14 protein-coding genes are annotated in these 20216 nt (G+C 23.5%); 6 read left to right on the forward strand and 8 right to left on the reverse strand.

All coding sequences use genetic code 11. The features are described 5' to 3' along the window. Positions 1-116: 116 nt before the first annotated feature. Positions 117-1352 (reverse strand): dicarboxylate/amino acid:cation symporter, encoded by a 1236-nt coding sequence (locus Lyticum_RS02000; RefSeq protein ID WP_322498666.1) that lies wholly within the window; start codon positions 1350-1352, stop codon positions 117-119. A gap of 72 nt (positions 1353-1424) precedes the next feature. Then, positions 1425-4187: a preprotein translocase subunit SecA gene (gene secA / locus Lyticum_RS02005; RefSeq protein WP_322498667.1), complete on the reverse strand. Its 2763-nt coding sequence runs from the start codon at positions 4185-4187 to the stop codon at positions 1425-1427. Positions 4188-4458: 271 nt separating this feature from the next. Between secA and Lyticum_RS02010 the strand changes: the two genes are divergently transcribed. Both Lyticum_RS02010 and queA read left to right on the forward strand, forming a co-directional pair. After that, on the forward strand, positions 4459-4725 hold the full coding sequence (locus tag Lyticum_RS02010) for a hypothetical protein (protein WP_322498668.1): 267 nt from the start codon (positions 4459-4461) through the stop codon (positions 4723-4725). Positions 4726-5260: 535 nt separating this feature from the next. Then, positions 5261-6556 carry a tRNA preQ1(34) S-adenosylmethionine ribosyltransferase-isomerase QueA gene (gene queA / locus Lyticum_RS02015; protein WP_322498669.1) on the forward strand — a complete coding sequence of 432 codons (1296 nt, stop codon included), beginning with the start codon at positions 5261-5263 and terminating at the stop codon, positions 6554-6556. Between the two features lie 252 nt (positions 6557-6808). Here the strand turns inward: queA and secD are convergent, their stop codons facing one another. Then, on the reverse strand, positions 6809-8506 hold the full coding sequence (secD, locus tag Lyticum_RS02020; RefSeq protein WP_322498670.1) for a protein translocase subunit SecD: 1698 nt from the start codon (positions 8504-8506) through the stop codon (positions 6809-6811). A gap of 140 nt (positions 8507-8646) precedes the next feature. Further along, the gene (hemW, locus tag Lyticum_RS02025; protein ID WP_322498671.1) at positions 8647-10101 is read right to left on the reverse strand and encodes a radical SAM family heme chaperone HemW; all 1455 of its coding nucleotides are present in this window, start codon (positions 10099-10101) and stop codon (positions 8647-8649) included. 121 nt (positions 10102-10222) lie between these two features. Between hemW and Lyticum_RS02030 the strand changes: the two genes are divergently transcribed. Both Lyticum_RS02030 and mnmA read left to right on the forward strand, forming a co-directional pair. Continuing rightward, positions 10223-11317 carry an NAD(P)H-dependent glycerol-3-phosphate dehydrogenase gene (locus Lyticum_RS02030; RefSeq protein WP_322498672.1) on the forward strand — a complete coding sequence of 365 codons (1095 nt, stop codon included), beginning with the start codon at positions 10223-10225 and terminating at the stop codon, positions 11315-11317. A gap of 52 nt (positions 11318-11369) precedes the next feature. Further along, positions 11370-12674, forward strand: coding sequence for a tRNA 2-thiouridine(34) synthase MnmA (mnmA, locus tag Lyticum_RS02035; RefSeq protein ID WP_322498673.1), 1305 nt, complete (start codon positions 11370-11372; stop codon positions 12672-12674). Between the two features lie 320 nt (positions 12675-12994). Here the strand turns inward: mnmA and Lyticum_RS02040 are convergent, their stop codons facing one another. Then, on the reverse strand, positions 12995-14446 hold the full coding sequence (locus Lyticum_RS02040) for a hypothetical protein (protein ID WP_322498674.1): 1452 nt from the start codon (positions 14444-14446) through the stop codon (positions 12995-12997). Positions 14447-14725: 279 nt separating this feature from the next. On the opposite strand from Lyticum_RS02040, the gene Lyticum_RS02045 reads away from it, so the two are divergent. Beyond that, positions 14726-16723, forward strand: a complete 1998-nt coding sequence (locus Lyticum_RS02045) for an acetyl-CoA carboxylase biotin carboxylase subunit (RefSeq protein ID WP_407659027.1) — start codon at positions 14726-14728, stop codon at positions 16721-16723. Positions 16724-17244: 521 nt separating this feature from the next. Here Lyticum_RS02045 and Lyticum_RS02050 read toward each other — a convergent pair. Genes Lyticum_RS02050 through Lyticum_RS02060 form a run of 3 tightly spaced genes read right to left on the reverse strand, consistent with a single transcriptional unit; the run spans position 17245 to position 18273 of the window. Further along, positions 17245-17589 carry a ferredoxin family 2Fe-2S iron-sulfur cluster binding protein gene (locus Lyticum_RS02050; protein WP_322498676.1) on the reverse strand — a complete coding sequence of 115 codons (345 nt, stop codon included), beginning with the start codon at positions 17587-17589 and terminating at the stop codon, positions 17245-17247. An 11-nt stretch (positions 17590-17600) separates the two neighbouring features. Further along, entirely contained in the window at positions 17601-17744 is a 144-nt protein-coding gene (locus Lyticum_RS02055) for a 2Fe-2S iron-sulfur cluster-binding family protein (RefSeq protein WP_322498677.1), read from the reverse strand. Beyond that, entirely contained in the window at positions 17719-18273 is a 555-nt protein-coding gene (locus Lyticum_RS02060) for a cell cycle transcriptional regulator TrcR (protein ID WP_322498678.1), read from the reverse strand. Before Lyticum_RS02060 ends, Lyticum_RS02055 begins: the two co-directional genes overlap by 26 nt. A gap of 405 nt (positions 18274-18678) precedes the next feature. Between Lyticum_RS02060 and Lyticum_RS02065 the strand changes: the two genes are divergently transcribed. Beyond that, positions 18679-20160, forward strand: a complete 1482-nt coding sequence (locus Lyticum_RS02065) for a N5-glutamine methyltransferase family protein (protein WP_322498679.1) — start codon at positions 18679-18681, stop codon at positions 20158-20160. The last annotated feature ends 56 nt before the right edge of the window (positions 20161-20216 follow it).

Consider the following 20216-nt stretch of genomic DNA (forward strand, 5'->3'; position numbering starts at 1 on the left):
TTTCAATCTTTTATTAATTAATAGTATATTCAAGTCAATTTGATATTGATAATTATTATCAATATCATTTATTAAATATATCAGCAAGACCAATTTATATAAATATGAATTTATTTTTAAGATGTTATATTTTTTATTTTGTGATATTTTTTATCTATTATTTGTGTAATACAAGCATCTGACCAAACATTTAACGATGTTTCTATCATATCTATAATTCCGTAAAAAGGAAGTATTAATCCCAAAAGTTCTATAGAAACATTCATACTTGTGAGTAGACTTGCAGATAGAAAAAAGCATCCCATTGGTACTCCAGCATTTCCTATTGCTGCTATTGAAGAAACAATTATCCAAATTATCATTGTGATATAGTCAATAGCTACACCATTATTTTGTAAAAGATATATCACTGTAGAAAATATAAATGCAGCACAACCGTTCATATTAATAGATGTGCAAAGTGGAAGAACAAATCTACTAATTTCAGGAGAAACATTAAGATTATTTTCAATAGAATTTATAGTAATTGGTAATGTACCAGATGAAGATTTAGAAAAGAATGCCATAGATAATGCTGGAAACATTCCTTTAATCGAAGAAATAGGTTTTATATTATGAAAATATAAAAGTATCGGTAAGATTATAATTCCATGTAATATATTTGATAAAACAACAACTAATAAATATTTACTAATACTATTTATATCACCTTTAGAATTTAATTGGTTTATAGTTGTTATAATAAAACCAAATAATCCCAATGGCATTATTTTTATAATCCACGATGTCATTACAATAAATAAAGCATGAATTCCTGCAAAAAAATTAATAACAGTATTTCTATAAATATCTTCTGTGATAAATGATATAGATATCCCAATCAATACACTAATGATCAAGACTCCAATAACTTGATGTTCAATAAATGGCGTTAAAATATTAGATGGGATTATACCATCCAAATAATTAAAATAACTAAATTTTCCTAAATACGAATTACTACTAATGTTAGAAGAATTAGAATTAATATTTCCTGGATTAATTATAATATATAGTAAACATGCAACTGTTGAAGCTATTAGTGTTGTGCTAATAGTATAATACATTGTTTGTTTCCAAATATCTTTTAAATATTTATCATTTTTAAATTTTGATAAAGTAACAATTAAAGATAATGATATTATAGGAATACTAACAAATTTAAAAATTTTAATAAAATTATTTGTGATAATTTCTCCAAAACTAATTAAAAATGATATATTGTAATATCCACCTGTTAACGCAATGATGATAGAAATAATATAAATATATTTGGTTTTATATATTAAACTTAAAATATTTTTTATAAACATAATTATTTATTAATAAAAATAATAATAAAAAATTTAATTAGACAAAGATAATAAAAAATCAAAAATTTATTTTTAATCTGAATAATCAGCTATTTTTCCATGACAATATTTATATTTTAAACCAGATTCACAATAACATGGATCATTTCTACTAATATCATGATTTTTGACTATGTCCTGATCAGAATTATTATTAATAGTATTATCTATAGGTATATTATTATCATTATTATTACTATCATTTTTTAATAATTTACTTTTTTTAGTCTTTTTTTCTGTATTTTTCTTTGTTTTATTATTTTGATATGATTTTTCATTATCATTCAATATATTATCGCTGTTTATCATATCATCATTTGAATTATCAGAAATAGAATAATGCATGTGCATAAATGAAGATAATGTTTCAACTTCAAAATCAGATATCATTTGTTTAAATGCATTAAAAGATTCTATTTTGTATTCATTAAGAGGATTTTGTTGGCCATAAGATCTAAGATGTATTCCACGACGTATTTGATCTAAATCGTTAATATGAAATCTCCATAATTTATCAATTATTTCTAGCATAATTCTTTTTAATATGTGAATTAATATATTTTTATCATTGATTTGATCTATTTTTTTATAAAAACATGTATTAACATCAAATTTAATTTTTTCTAAAGAAATTTCATTGTCATCAATAGAATCAAATTTTAATCCATATATCTGACGAATTTTTAATAAAAAACCATCATTTTTATCATTAAAATCATTTTTTAATTGTATCTTTTGATATTCTTCATATTCTATTAATATTTGATCCAAAGTATTCTTATGTATTTCCTTTAAATGATTTATTAATTCTTCATTTGAATCAATAATATCGAATCTTCTTTTAAATATAGCTTGTCTTTGAACATTTATAACATCATCATATCGCAAGATATTTTTACGAGATTCATAATTCATAGACTCTATTTTTTGTTGAGCTCTTATAATAGCTTTAGTTACCATTGGATGTATTATTGCTTCATCTTCTTTAAGTCCTAATTTACTTAAGATATTTTTGAGTTTTTCAGATCCAAACATCTTCATTAATTTATCTTCTAAAGATAAGTAAAAAACTGTTTTACCTGGATCACCTTGTCTTCCAGAACGACCTCTAAGTTGTTCATCTATACGTCTTGCATCATGTCTCTCTGTCCCTATTACAACTAGTCCACCAAGTTCTAAAATTTTACGTTTTTCTTCTTCTACTTTACTTATTATTTCAGAAAAATCTTGACCTTCTTCTTTGATGATATCTGGATTACCACCAAGCATAATGTCAGTTCCTCTTCCTGCCATATTTGTTGCAACAGTAACAGCATTTAAACTTCCAGCTTGAGCTATAATCTTAGCTTCTTTTTCATGATACTTAGCATTTAAAATATTGTGTGGAATTTTCTTTTCATTCAATAAATATGATAATTTTTCGGAACTTTCGATACTTGTTGTGCCAACTAAAATTGGACGTCCTGTTTTATGATTTTCCTCTATAAAACTAACAATACCATTGTATTTACCTGATTCTGTAGAATATACAATATCGTCACAATCTTCTCTTTTTATCGGTAAATTAGTTGGGACATCTAAAACATTAAGACCATAAATTTCCTTAAATTCCTCTGCCTCACTAATTGCAGTTCCTGTCATTCCAGATAATTTATGATATAATCTAAAATAATTCTGAAATGTTGTAGATGCTATTGTTTGGTTATCACTTTGTACTCTAACTTTTTCCTTTGCTTCTATAGCTTGATGTAATCCATCAGAGTAACGTCTACCATCCATTATACGCCCAGTAAACTCATCAATAATTAATACTTTTCCGTTTACAACTACATAATCTTTATCTCTTACAAATAAATGATGGGCTTTCAATGCTTGATCTACATAATGAACTATTGACATATGATCTAAATCATACATTGAACCAATATTAGATATAACACCTTTTTGTTTTAATATATTTTCTAAATTTTCATTTCCATCTTCGCTTAAAATTACAGATCGATTTTTTAAATCTATTTCATAATCACTTTCTTTTAATGTTTTTATTATGTCATTAACAACTTTATACATTCTAAAATCATTATCAGATTGACCTGATATAATTAATGGAGTTCTAGCCTCATCTATTAAAATACTATCTATTTCATCTATAATTGCATAATGTAATGATCTTTGTATCATACTACCTGGAATAAAATAATCATCATTTCTACGAAGATATTTTAAGTTATCTCTCAAATAATCAAATCCAAATTCATTATTAGTTCCATATGTTACATCAGCAGAGTAAGCATTATATCTTTTTTCATCATTCATATTTCCTGTAATACATCCAACTTTTAACCCAAGGAATCCTAAAATCTTTTCTATATTTTGAGCATCTCTTCTTGCTAAATAATCATTTACTGTAATAAGATGTACACCCTTTCCAACTAAAGCATTTAAATATATACTTAATGGTGCTACAAGAGTTTTACCCTCTCCTGTTTTCATCTGAGCAATCATACCTCTATGTAGTGCAATTCCTCCTATTAATTGGACATCAAAATGTCTTTTATTTAAAATTCTCAAGCTTACTTCTCGAACTGTAGCAAAAGCCTCAGGTAATAATGAATCTAATGATTCACCTTCACTTATTCTATCTTTGAATAAGACTGTTTGATTAGATAGTTCTTTATTACTCATATTTTTCATTCTATGTTCAATCTTATTGATTTCAGTAACAATAGAAAGAATATTTCGCAATATTTTAGTATTTTGATCAGGAAATATCTTTTTTAAAAAGGAAAAAAACATATAAAATGCAATTATATAATTATTTTTATAAAAACTTTTTCATAAAATTTTTATGATTATTATTATCACTTATTTATATAATAAGATAATTTGCAAAAAGCAAAGAATCTATTTTAAAAATTAAATAATGTATTTTAAAAATTAAAGAATGTATTTGTACTTTTACTAAAAATATGAGATAATTAAAATACAATCTTGTATTTTTATCATTATTAATAATGTTAATAATTTGTTAATAAAATAATTAATATTTATTTTTTTATATTTTTTTATGAATGGTACACCTGGATCAAATATTCTTTCTGGTATAGGAGGTAATTTTTGTGGTACTGAAACATTAGGTCAATCGGGAAAAAAATCTCAGGATCTTACTGCGCCTTTTAATATAGATAAGATTTTTGATAGTGCTCAACAAGCTGGAAATGCATTTGGTTTGCCTAAACTAGAAAGCATTGGAATATCTGAGCAAATAAAACCTCCAACAACACCTATAAATCTCGATATTAAACAAAATACTATTTTTGGAAAGGCTAAGTAATAATAACAATAATATAATAACTAATTATAAAATACTAAAATCATATTAATATATAAAAAATAAATAATTCTATAAGATTTTTATAAAATTAAAAATAATTTCCGGAAAGATACTAAATTATCTTAGTATATAATTCTTAAAAGACTGAAATATATAATTTAATTTATTTTATCTAAAAAAATAATAAAAATTTTTTATATATATTATTTTTTATAATTATAAGATAAATTTCTTAAGAAAATATAATAATTCTATAAGAAAATTGTTTAATTTTATGTGGCGCTTTCTATTTTGCTCTTGCTATTTCTAAGAATTTTGCAGAATTAAAATCACAAAATCTACTGCGATCACTAATAACAACTAATACATAAAAAGAAGATTTTGCTATCTTTTTACATATCTTTTTATCTGTATTTTATCTGTATAATAAATGGAATATGATTCCATAATAATATGTTACTTAATTAATAATTAATAATAATTTTACTTTTTAGTAAAATAAATTATTTTATAATTTTTTATTGTTAATTATATTATGACAGATACAATAAATTTATCAAAACTTGAAAATTTTAAGTTTGATATTCCTAAAGAATTAATTGCATCTTCTCCAATATTACCTAGAGATGCATCACGTCTTTTAGTGATTGATGATAATGCTGATCATTATCAAGATAGTAAATTTAAAGATATCACTAAATTCCTCTATCCTGGAGATATTATGATATTTAATGATACTAAAGTAATACCTGCAGCATTATTTGGTATAAAAGTATCAAAACACTTCAAAAAAAATGTAGACATCAATATTATAGAATATCTAAATTCAGAGAATAATTTTTCATATTGGAAATGCTTAATTAAAGGAAAAAAACTGATTCCAGGAGATAAAATATTAATTTTGAAAAAAATTCATCGTGATAAAATTAATAAAGAATGTAATATATCTAATAAAAATAATTTTTTATCAAACTTAAAATATAATATAGAAGATATAAAAAATATAGAAGATATAGAAGATATATTACATAAAAAAATAAATTCTACTAATGAAAAAGTAGAATACATAGAATTTCAACCAGATTATAAATTTATTTATACTATTTTAAGATTAGTAAATAAAGAAGATGATTTTATATGGATAGTGAAATTTGAACATAGTAAAATAAATATGTTAAATAAAATACTACCATTTTTTGGAGAAATGCCACTACCACCATATATGCGTCGTAGTGGAGAATATAATGATAAATTTTCATATCAAACAGTATATGCAGAAAAAGAGGGTTCTGTTGCAGGACATACTGCTGGATTACATTTTACTAATGAATTATTAGATGATATAAAAAGAATGGGTGTTGAAATACATAAAATAACTTTACATATTGGTGCTGGAACATTTTTACCTATAAAAACCGATAATATTTCTGATCATAAAATGCATGAAGAAGTATACTCAATTGATCAAGAAACAGTAAATGCAATTAAAAAAGCTAAAAAAAATAAACAAAGAATCATTGCAGTTGGAACTACTTCAATGAGAGCATTAGAAAGTGCTGCAACAAATCATTGGAAATTGGAACAATTAAATTTAAGTAATATGTTTCCAATAAATACATCTAAAACTTCTATATTTATACGTCCAGGATATAAGTTTCTTATTTGTGATGTATTAGTAACAAATTTTCATATGCCATGTAGTAGTTTATTTATTTTAGTATGTGCATTTGGAGGATATAAAAAAATGATGGAAGCTTATCAATTTGCAATAAAAAATAAATATAGATTTTTTTCTTATGGAGATGCAAGTATAATTTTTAAAAAAATATAAAAAGTACTTTTTAGATTATAAATCAGTTAGTATTATTAGTTAATAGTAGATAATATTCAAAGAAATTATTTATATTTTATGCTTTATATTTTTTATACTTTATATTTTTTACATTTTTATGTAATTTATAGTAAAATTTATCATAAAATCTAAAAAACAATGCTAATATTACTTTAGTTAATGTTTTTATTAATAAAATCAGTTAGTATTATTAGTTAATAGTAGATAATATTCAAAGAAATTATTTATATTTTATGCTTTATATTTTTTATACTTTATATTTTTTACATTTTTATGTAATTTATAGTAAAATTTATCATAAAATCTAAAAAACAATGCTAATATTACTTTAGTTAATGTTACCGCAGTGAACATTGAACTAATTATTCCAATTATTAATGTTACTGCAAAACCTCTGATAGAAGCTGTTCCAAATGCATATAAAACTATTGCAGCTCCTATTGTAGTAATATTAGAATCGACTATTGTTGCAAATGAGTCTTTATATCCTTCTTCTATACTCTGACTAAATTTACTTTTTTCTCTAATTCTTTCAAATATCAACACATTAGCATCGACTGCCATTCCAAGTGTAAGTGCTATTCCTGATATTCCTGGAAGTGTTAATGTTGCTTCAAAAAGACTCATAATTGCTATAATCATACCTAAGTTTATAATCAAAGCAATATTTGCTAGAAGTCCAAAATATTTGTATCGCAATGTCATAATAATAGCTACAGCTATTAATCCAATAATAACAGCTTTACACCCAGCATCTATTGATTCTTGTCCTAATGTTGGACCAATATTTCTTTCTTCAATAATTTTTAGTTCAGTAGGTAAAGCTCCTGATCTTAATAGTAATGCTAATTCTTTAGCCATTTCTGCTGTAAGATTTCCAGAAATTACACCAACTCCTGTAATAATTGTATCAGTGATTCTAGGAGCACTTATTATGATACCATCAAGAACTATAGCTAAATTTCTGTTTTTATAAATATTAGTTATATTTGCAAATGTTTTTGTTCCTTCTTCATTAAGTCTAAATTTAACATTATATTCTCCCATATGTCCGACTATTGATTGTGCATCTATTAAATTTTCTCCATGCATTAGTGGGTGAATAATCACCGGAAGACGTTGAGCTAATCTTATATCATTTCTTTTATTATGAGTTTTATTATTCTTATTATTTTCAGAATCTATATCTTCTTCAGAAGATTCATCATCTTCTGATAGTAAGTCAATTACTGGTAACATTCTAATACCAAATGGTAATTTATCATAATTCTTTAATGTTATATCATTACTAATTAAATGGAATGTCATTTTAGCTGTTTTACCAATAAGATTTTTTATTTCATCAGTGCTGTATACTCCTGGGATTTGAATAAGAATCATATCATCACCTTGTCTTTGAATATCTATCTCACGTGTTCCACTATCATCAATACGATGTCGAATAATTTCAATACTCTGATTAACAAGATGTTTTATGGTATTTTCTTTAAATTTATTAGTAAATTCAACAATAACTTGGTTATTACTTAACGATACTTCGTATTCATCATGATTTAATTTTCTTTTTAATATATCATAAATTTTTTCATGATTATTATTTTCTATATTATTTTTATCTTCATTGTTTACTATAACTTTAGTATTATCAGAATAATTACTAAAAAAATTAATATTTTCATTTTTTAAGTAATTTGATATTAAATCGGCTGTATTACCAATACAATCTTTATAATATTGATTAATATCAACCTTAAGTAAAATAGATACACCACCTTTTAAGTCTAAACCAAGTGATATTTTATTATGAACAAATATTTTATTATCTCTTAAATTTGGAAATAATATTGGTAACAATAAATAAATTGTTATTGTTAAAATCATTATGACTGAAAAAATTTGTTTGATACTTATATTAACTCTTGGTGTCATTTATTATGTTTTTCATGTATTGTTACTTTTTTATTTATATATTTATTTTTTAATACTTTTTATATTTTATATAATTATTTTTCTATATATTAATTTAATATTGTCAATTTTCATTAAAAAATATTATTTTTATTAATTTATTATTTTATTAATTTTTCTATAACAAAATCTAATACTGCAGAACCTCTATCTGTGACCATAATATAAAATATATCATCATTGATTTCATTGTCATGCATAGAATCAATCTTTAATATTTTATTATTTATATTACCTTTTATAGAATTAGATGCAATAATTTTATTACTTATTTTATTATTAACATTTATTACATTTTTATTTTCTTTTTTATTAAAATTTAATTTTGTACATAAATTATTTTTTTTATCCTTTTTACCATAATTTTTATCATAAATATTATATTTTTTTTGAATTTTTATAAGGTCTAAATCTTTTAATTCTTTTAGTACGGAATCTGATATTGAGCATTTATTTATTTCTATACCTTCATTTAATAATCTCATTTTCATTATAATTTCTTCTTTTTTTGCAATATCGCAATCTATATATTCAATATCATTAATTCCATGATCATATTTTTTTACTGATTGAAGCCATTTTTCAGGATTTTTATGATCAATAGTTGCAATTCTAGTTGAAAAATCAGTATTTTTATTATTTATATCATTTTTACTTATAATATTATTATTTATATCATTTTTACTTATAATATTATTATTTATATCATTTATATTTATACAATCAGATATTTTTGTGTAATTATAAAAACGACTATGTGCTCCTGGCCCAATACCTAAATAATCTTGATATCTCCAATAACGCAGATTATGTTTTGATTCTTTATCTATTTTGCAATAATTAGATATTTCATAATGTCTAAATTCATTTTTAATAGTAATTTCATTTGTCAAATTATAAAAATCCGCCAATTGATTTTCATCAGGCATTTTTATTATATTATTCAGCCACATTTTATGAAATTGTGTACCAGGCTCAATAACTAATTGATAAAGAGAAATATGATATTTAGCTAATGGTAACATAGTTTCAAGATCAAGTTTCCAATCATCAAGACTTTGTTCTGGTAATCCATATATTAAATCAAATGAATAATTATCATAATTATTAGCAATAATATCTAAAGCATGATATGCATCATTTACGTTATGTTTACGACCTAAAAAGATTAAATTATTATTTCTAATACTTTGAATTCCTAAAGATATGCGATTTATACCTGCTCTCTTTAGATCTTTCATTTTTGCAGATTCAGTTGAGCTAGGATTAGCTTCTAAAGTTATTTCAATATTTGGATGTATTACATATTCTTTATATAATTTATTAATAATTTTTTCGATTACATAAACAGGAGCAAGAGATGGTGTTCCACCACCAAAAAATATAGTCTCAATAGGGCGTTTTATTATATAATTTTTATAATAATCTATAGCTTTGCAATAAGAATTTACCCATTCATCAGGATTAATATTTTGTTTTACATAACTATTAAAATCACAATAAGGACATTTTTTTTCACAAAATGGCCAATGAATATAAATTCCAATGCTATTCATAAAAAATATGATATATTAAAATGCAATCGCTAAATATTAGTAAAAAATATTATAATATTTTTTCAAATATTAGTTTATAATAAGTTTGATATAAAATATATTTTTATTATTATTTTTTTATATGCAATCAGATCAAATAGTATCAATACTTGGAGCTGGAGCTTGGGGTACAGCTTTGTCATTTATTATGGGATATAAACAACAATTATATAATAAAAATACTCAATATAAAAAACACAAAATATTATTATACACACGTGATTTTATAATAGCTAATTCTATAAATACTAATAAAATTAACCCATTAGTTGATCATAAAGATCCTATACCTAAATCAATAATAGCAACAACATCATTATTTGATGCAATGCTAAGTGATATAATATTTGTTTCTGTACCACAAAAGAATCTTAGAGATTTATTTGATAATATAAAAGATATTATATTAAAATATAATAATATCTTTGAAAAAAAATTTAGAAATTCAATTATTGTTTTATGCACAAAAGGAATAGATAAAGATGATTGCTTACCATATGAAATTACACAAAAATACTTCCCCGATAATAAAATAGCTGTTATGGCTGGTCCGAATTTTGCTTATGAAATAATATCTGGATTACCAGCTACAACAACAATAGCATCGTCAGATATATCTACTGCTCATATTGTTGCATCTGTATTATCATATGATAATTTTGGTGTGGAAGTTAGTAACGATTTGTTTGGAATACAAATGTGTTCTGCTATAAAAAATCTAATTGCAATTGGTTCTGGAATAATTTATGGATTTGGATCTGGATATAATATAACATGTTCTTATATAGCAAAAACAATAAGAGAAATAGAAAATTTAATAGTTGAAATTGGTGGGAATAAAAAGAGTATTATGACAACTGGTGGAATTGGTGATATAATACTCACTTCAACTAATAAAAAATCAAGAAATTATACTTATGGATTTGAAATAGGACAAATTCTAAATTCTAAAAAAATTGATGTTGATATTATCAATGGTTTATCTATAAATCCAAATAAAATAACTATTGAAGGTTATCATACAGCTCATCAGCTAAAACATTCAAAATATATAAACAATATAACATTGCCAATTTGTCACTATTTAATAACTCTTTTAATAAAAAATATAATAAATATTAATGATATTAATAAATTAATTAAAATAATATTAGAATCTAATAATAATATTATATAATTATTATTTATTATAATTAATAATTTGTATTTTTATATATTACATAAATTATATGCTTTTTGATGTAAAAAACTATTTATTTAATGAAATATCTCAATCAATCGGAAAAGAAAAAAAAACAATAGTTGTTGCAATGTCTGGTGGAGTTGATAGTTCTACAGTTGCTGCACTTTTGAATGATATTGGTCATAAAGTCATAGGTATAACATTACAATTATATGACCATGGAATTGCTATTAATAAAAAAGGAGCATGTTGTGCTGGAATTGATATATATGATGCTCAAATGGCTGCTCAACATATAGGAATTCCTCATTATGTATTTAATTATGAGAGTACATTTAGAGAAGATGTAATAATTCCATTTGCTGATAGTTATATCAGCGGAAAAACACCTATTCCATGTATTCTTTGTAACCAAAAAATTAAATTTAGAGATCTTTTAAAAGCTTCTGTTGATTTAAATGCTGATTACATGGCAACAGGACATTACATAAGTCGTAAATTTTTTGACAATAGATATTGTCTTTACAAAGGGATAGATGATCATAAAGATCAAAGTTATTTTCTATTTTCTACTACACAAGATCAAATAAATAAATCTATTTTTCCATTAGGTAGTATTCATAAAAATCAAACTAGAGATCTTGCAAAAGAATATGGTTTAGTTGTGGCTGATAAATCAGATAGCCAAGATATTTGTTTTGTTCCTAATGGTGATTATAGAAAAATTGTATTAGATGTATACCCAGAATCTAAAAAAATAGGAGAAATTAAATTTATTGATGGAAATATCATTGGAACTCATGAAGGGATTATAAATTACACAGTAGGTCAAAGAAAAGGATTAAATATATCATATAAAGAACCTTTATATGTTTTAGAAATAGATAAAGTAAGTAATACAATAACTGTTGGTCCAAGAGAATTTTTAAAGAAGCGATTTATATTAGTTCAAATAATTAATTGGCTTGATAATGATGATTGGAATGAATATGAATGCGATGTAAAACTACGCTATACACAAAAAACAACTAAAGCAAGAATACTATCATTAGTACAATTTAATAAACTATTAAATGAAAATAACATTCAAGATCTCTATAAAGATTATAAAAATAGTCAATTTTATTCAGAAATTATTTCAAATAAGAATATTAATTTAAATTCAGATTATGAAATAAATCCAAAAATATCATCTAAAATGAATTATATTCAAAATAATGATAATAATGAATATAATATTGTAATTGAATTATTTGAAGACTATTTTGGTATAACACCTGGTCAAGCATGTGTATTTTATAACAATGATCGTCTTTTAGGTGGAGGTTGGATTATTAGCTCTTTGCAATAAATTAAATATATTTATTATATTTAACTTAATGTTTGTGTATTTTGACTTTTTGATGATATCATTTTTAAAATCAATGATTTAATAACAATATTTATATTACAATTTTAATTATATTCAATTTTATATAATATTTACTGATAATAAATATATTTACACTTAATTTATTATATTTAACTTAATATTTGTATATTTTGACTTTTTGATGATATCATTTTTAAAATCAACGATTTAATAACAATATTTATATTACAATTTTAATTATATTCAATTTTATATAATATTTACTGATAATAAATATATTTACACTTAATTTATTATATTTAACTTAATATTTGCATATTTTGACTTTTTGATGATATCATTTTTAAAATCAACGATTTAATAACATTTCTTATTGCATATATTCCAATTGCTGTTAATACAGCTGCTATAGTACCCACTATTTTAAATAATGATTCGGAGCGATTTCCAGGTTGAATAATACTATTACCCTGGGATTGATTATCATTTTGAATTGCAGATGGAAGTTCAATCTGATTAGAATTTTCGCGTTCTCTAGTATTTAAATTATAAATCTCCCATTTATTCTGTAATTTTAATCCTTTATTTTTAACAGTCTCAGAGAAAGTTGTTTTCAAAATATTAAAATATCCTTTAGCAAATTGAAAATTATGATCATTTCCATAATATTTAAAAGATATGTTTGGAATATTTGAAGCCATAATTCCTTGAATATTAGTACATGCGCCTACTGAACCCTCATCTGTACGTCTATTTTGTATTACAATGTCTTTAATATTTTCGCTAACAGATGGAGCATTATAATCATTACCTGGCCATGATATATGATCTGCAGCTACTATTCTTGTAAAAAGAACATCATTACTATTATTATTAACACCAAATTCGTTATATATTTTTGAAAATGTAAATAATCCATGATGAAAATGATTTCTTAAAATAAATTTAGTATTTCCAATTGTTTGATCTTCTTTATTTTCAATTTCATCACCAAATACAAATATCCCTACTCCTTCTATATTATTTAATTTATCTTGATGTTTGGATATAACATTCTGTATAGATCGATAATATAATTCTCCAAGAGTTTTTTTATTACTAAAAACCTTATTAAAACAACCTAATCCCATTCCAGGAAGTGTAACGTATACTTTTTTTCCTAGTTTTTCTCCTTCTTCATTAAAATTCAACAAAACTGGAAGAATAGATTCTTCTATATGTTTTTCATATTCATGACTATAGAGAGGAAAATTTCGTTGTAGTGAAATTTGATTCACATCCGTTATATTATTCTCATCACAAATTTTTATCAATTGTGGTGATGTATTTGTGTTTAGAAAACCAGGTGTAAAAGAAAGATGAACTTTTGGTGGATTATTATCATCATAAGTCCTCTTTACTTGATTTTCATCCCATTCTCCAGTATCATATACAGATACATTATTAAATACGCAGCTAATTTTACCAAGAATATTGAATTCTGTATTATTGTATGATGAATTTTGTCCAAATGCGTTTAAACTTTCAGCAAAAATTTTTGGTTTTTTTATATTGATAAAAATTCCTTTAAATGTATCAAAATCTAGATTATTAAGATTTTTTTTGGGAAGTGCATTTCTAAGCTCAATACCGCAAATTTCAGTTCCTTCTTGTTTAATTTTATCAAAATATGATTTTAATTCATCTTCTGTATTTTTAGACATAATAAATTTATATCCAGAATCATTTAAATTCTTTTCTTCTTGTTGCATGAAAATTTTATAATTATTAGTTGTTAATTTTTTGTATATTATTATAGAATAATATTCATTATAATTTATTAATTGTTTAATTAACAAATATTATTTGTAATAATTAAATATTTAAATATTGAAATAATATATGTAATATAATCGTATTATAATATAAATTTATATATTTTCTATAATTATTTTGCATATATATAGATATATTATATTTTCTATAAAAAAGTAATAAATTACTAATTTAAATTATTTAATTTATAAAAGGATTTTTTTAAATATCTAGTATTGATGAAAAAAATAATAAAAAAAATACTTATAGCAAATCGTGGAGAAATTGCCTGTAGGATTATAAAAACAGCCAGAAAAATGGGCATATCTACAGTTGCTGTTTATTCCGAAGCAGATTATAATGCTCGTCATGTTTATCAAGCTGATGAAGCTTTTTTTATTGGTTCATCTCCATCACCATCCAGTTATACAAACATCAAAAATCTTGCACAAGCTGCAAAGGAATCTGGAGCTGATGCAGTTCATCCTGGTTATGGATTTTTATCAGAAAAAGCATCTTTTGCTGAACAAATTACAAAAAATGGTATAATATTTATAGGTCCATCGGCTCATTCAATTAGGGAAACAGGTGATAAGATTCGTGCCAAAAAAATAGCTACTGAATCTGGTGTAAATACTGTTCCTGGTTATTATCGTAGTATTGATAAAGTACAAAAAGCTATAAAAGCTGCACGTAAAATTGGTTATCCTGTTATTATTAAAGCTGCTGCTGGTGGTGGTGGTAAAGGTATGAGGATTATAAATTGCGATGATGAGATGGAACAAATGCTTATATCTGCACAAAGAGAAGCAAAAAACAATTTTGCAGATAGTAGAGTATTTATTGAAAAATATATAGAGAATCCTCGTCATATAGAAATACAGATTTTGGGAGATATGTATGAGAATTATGTATGTCTTGGAGAAAGAGAGTGTTCTATACAACGTCATCATCAAAAAGTCATTGAAGAAGCTCCTAGTATTTTTATAAATGAAAAAATAAGAAAAAAGATGTATAAGCAATCTATAGCTCTTGCTAAGGCTACGAAATATTATTCTGCTGGAACAGTTGAATTTATTGTTGATACTAGTGGTTTATTTTATTTTATGGAAATGAATTCTAGAATACAAGTAGAACATCCTGTAACTGAAATGATTACAGGAGTTGATATTGTAGAACAAATGATAAGGATCGCACGTGGTGAGGAACTAACTCTAAAACAAAAAGATATTGAGATAAAAGGACATGCTACAGAATGTAGAGTTTATGCTGAAGATCCAGTATATGGTTTTATTCCTTCTACAGGGCAAGTATCAACTTATATTGAGCCAAATAGAGCTCCAGGTGTTCGTATAGATAGTGGAATCTATGAAGGTGGTGAAGTGAGTGCTTTTTACGATGCTATGATCAGTAAAGTAATAGTGCATGCTCCAACTAGAAATGAATCTATAGAAACTATGAAGAAAGTACTTAGTGAATATATCATAGAGGGTATATCTCATAATATAAGTGGTTTTTTACAAAAAATATTAAACCATCCAGAATATGTTGAGGGAAATATATCAACATCATTTGTTGATAAGGTTTTTTCTTCTAAAGAATCTGCAATTTTAGATAATGAAGCGAGTGCTGTAATTTTGAGTGTAGCTTGTTATATATTTTTTAGTGAGCAAAAAAGAAATTCTTTTCTGGAACCAAATATTAAGTATTCAGATATTAATACAAAATGGGTAATTGTGATGGATAGAATAAAATATCCTGTTACTATTAGACCAATTGATGAAGGTTTTAAGGTTAGTTTTGAACATCGTAGATTATATATTATAAGTCGTTGGAGAGCTGGTAATAGTTTATTTCAATGTACAATTAATGGATTAAATTATAGTCTACAAGTTCAACGTACATTTAAAGGTTATTATCAAATAACTTTTATGGATAAAACAGTTATGGCTCAAATGATTACTCCAAGAGCTGCAGAACTAAGCAAATATGTGATTAGACCTGATGAAGATAAAAGTAAAATTTCTAATGTTGTTTCTATAATGGCTGGATCAATAACTGATATTAAAGTAAAAGTTGGTGATAGTGTTTTTAAAGGTCAAATTTTAGCATTCTTAGAAGCTATGAAGATGGAAAATGCAGTAATTAGTCCTTCTTCTGGTATTATACAGGCTATTCATATTTCTAAGGGTGATGTAGTAATGCCTGGAATATTACTTTTTGAGATTGAATAGATAAATAAAAATATATGAAAATCCCCAATTTATATTATAAAAATAGAAAAATATAGAAATACAGAAATTAAAATAAAGAAATATAAAGAGAAATCTTAAATTTGTTTTTAATCTAGCATTATATTCCTAGATGCTCAATTTATATTATAAAAATACAAAAATATAGAAATATAAAGAGAAATCTTAAATTTATTTCTAATCTAGCATTATATTCCTAGATGCTGAATTTATATTATAAAAATATAGAAATACAGAAATTAAAATACAGAAATATAGAAATCTTAAATTTATTTTTAATCTAGTATTATATTCCTAGATGCTCAATTTATATTATAAAAATAAAAAAATATAGAAATACAGAAATTAAAATAAAGAAATATAAAGAGAAATCTTAAATTTGTTTTTAATCTAGCATTATATTCCTAGATGCTGAATTTATATTATAAAAATACAAAAATACAAAAATATAGAAATATAAAAATTAAAATAAAGAAATATAAAGAGAAATCTTAAATTTATTTTTAATCTAGCATTATATTCCTAGATGCTGAAGGTATTTGTAAAGTGATACCATCCATTTCTGATGTAATAATTACTTGACATCCCAGTCTTGAGGTAGGTTTTAAGTCAAAAGCTAAATCTAACATATCTTCTTCATCTTCTGTTGCTTTAGGAAGTTTGTTATAAAATTTTTCATCTACTATAACATGACAAGTTGAGCATGCTAAAGCACCTCCGCATGCGCCTTCTATGTTTATATTATTTTTACGTGCAATTTCCAATACTGATAAACCTATTGTTGCTTCAACAGATTTTGCTATTCCATTTTTATCAATAAAATTTATAATAATAAAATTCTTAGTCATTAATTGTATAATTAGTTTATTTTATATTTCTTTATGTTATAATGATCTTGTTTGTTATAAAATTTTTCATCTACTATAACATGATAAGTTGAGTATACTAAAGTACCTCCGCATGCACCTTCCATATGATTATTTCGATCTATTATTGGTAACATACTTCTCTTTTAGAGCATTTACATCTTTTTGATGACATAAACCTAAAAGAACTGGATCTCTAGGAGTTATATTACTCATATCCCAATATGTTCTATCTCTAATAGATGAAACAGTTGTTTTAGTACTAGAAAGTAATTTTGCTATTTCTTTATCTGGTATTTCTGGATATCTATTTATAAGCCACATTATTCCATTTCTCCGACATTTACGTTGTTTAAGAGGGGTATATTTCTTTTTTAATCTTTTGTTTTCTTCTATTATAATATTTTTTAATGAATCTGATACTTTAATTTTATATGTAGGATCATTTTCTCCTCTTTTAATTTCTTCCCAAGTAAGCTGTTTACTTGATACAGGGCTATAACTTACTACAGATCGAGATCCTTCTCCATCAGCTATGACTTTGATTTCTAGAGTATGAATACCACAAAAATCAGCAATTTGATTAAATGTCAAAGTTGTATTTTGAATTAGCCACATAGCTATTGCTTTTGGAAGTAATGGATACACAGTTTTTGAGGTAGGCATGAATAATAAGTATAGGATATTAATTAAATGATAGTTATTAGAATAAAAATAATAAAGTTTAATTAAAAATAGATTTGAAGCTATATTTCAGTTTAATATCTTTGAGATGGACTAATTGTATCAAAGAAATTGGTATTTTTCAAACATTAATAAATTTGTTAAAAATAAATAAATTAATCAAAAATATTAGTAATAATTTATAATTATTTATGATTTACAATGAATTTATAATTCATCTTATATATAAAATTTTTAATCTAAATTTTTCATATTATTATAAAATTATATAATAATACTAATATATCATTAATAAATTCTTAAAAGTTGTATAAAAATATAAAATAAAATATAAAATAACACGTCAAATAATTTTAATAAAAACTATATAATAAAATACATTTTACAATGAATTCAAACGATAATTTAAATAATATATCAAATAGTATGTCTATTAAAGAATGGATAATGTATATCAGATTATTATTATCTGGTGATAAAACATATAACTCATTATTTTATAAAAATGTAGATATAAATGTAGATACAATATCTAATAATACTACTAATAATATATATTATAATGAAAATATATGTAGAAACATAAATACAAATATTATATCCAATAATGATATTATTGAATCAATTCATAAAGATATTATTATATTAATTGCTCATGTATTAAGATTAGAAAGTCCAGCTCATGTATTTTTAAATTTAGATATGAAAATACCACCATTTATTTTAAGTGAACTCGAGAGAATGGTCGATAGAAGGTTAAAAAATGAGCCATTAGCTTATATCATTGGATATAAAGAATTTTGGAGTTTAGATTTTATAGTTAATGATAATGTTCTTATTCCAAGATCAGATTCTGAAATTTTAGTTGAGTCAATTGCAAAAATATGTAATGAAAGAAAAAATTATGAAAATATTAATATATATGATAAGGAAATAGATAAAATAAATAAGGAAATAGATAAAGAAAATAAAGATAAAGATGAAGATTATTCAGAATTTCATCAAAAACCTCAATTATCTGTTATAGATAAAATAAATAAGGAAATAGATAAAGAAAATAAAGATAAAGATGAAGATTACTCAGAATTTCATCAAAAACCTCAATTATCTGTTATAAATAAGGAAATAAATAAAGAAATAGATAAGGAAAATAAAGATAAAGATGAAGATTACTCAGAATTTCATCAAAAACCTCAATTATCTGTTATAAATAAGGAAATAAATAAAGAAAATAAAGATAAAGATGAAGATTATTCAGAATTTCATCAAAAACCTCAATTATCTGTTATAGATCTTGGTACAGGCAGTGGTGCTCTAATTATATCAGTTATAAAAGAAGCTATGAAATTGGGATTTTTGGTAAATGGATATGCAATAGATAATAATATAAAAGCGCTAAGAATCGCTAATTTGAATGCAAAATATCATGATTTAGAAAATATTATAACCTTTATTCAAAGCTCTTGGTGGAACAATATTGATCAAGATATCAAGTTTGATTATATTATTGCAAATCCACCATATATAAGTTTAAATGAATTTACAAATCTACATTCTAGTATTAAAGAATATGAGCCTAGAAATGCATTGACTGATGAATTTGACGGTTTAAGTCACTATTATAATATAATCAAGGAAATTCCAAATCGTTTGAAAAAAAATAAGCATAGTGGGGCTATTATAGAATGTGGAATTAATCAAATATATGATATTGCAGAAATATTTATAAAGTTATTTACTAATAATAGTGATAAATTGATTAAATTGCTAAGAGAAGAAAAGAAAATCTATATGTATAATAATTTTTCTTTAGAAATTAAATCAGATATAGAACAAAGAGAAAGAGCCCTTTTAATAAAGAGAATTTGATAGAATATATATATAAGTAGATAAAAGTAGATAAATATATATTATATAAGAATAGA

It is taken from the genome of Lyticum sinuosum (genome assembly GCF_034471385.1).
Classification (GTDB): Bacteria; Pseudomonadota; Alphaproteobacteria; order Rickettsiales; family Midichloriaceae; genus Lyticum; species Lyticum sinuosum.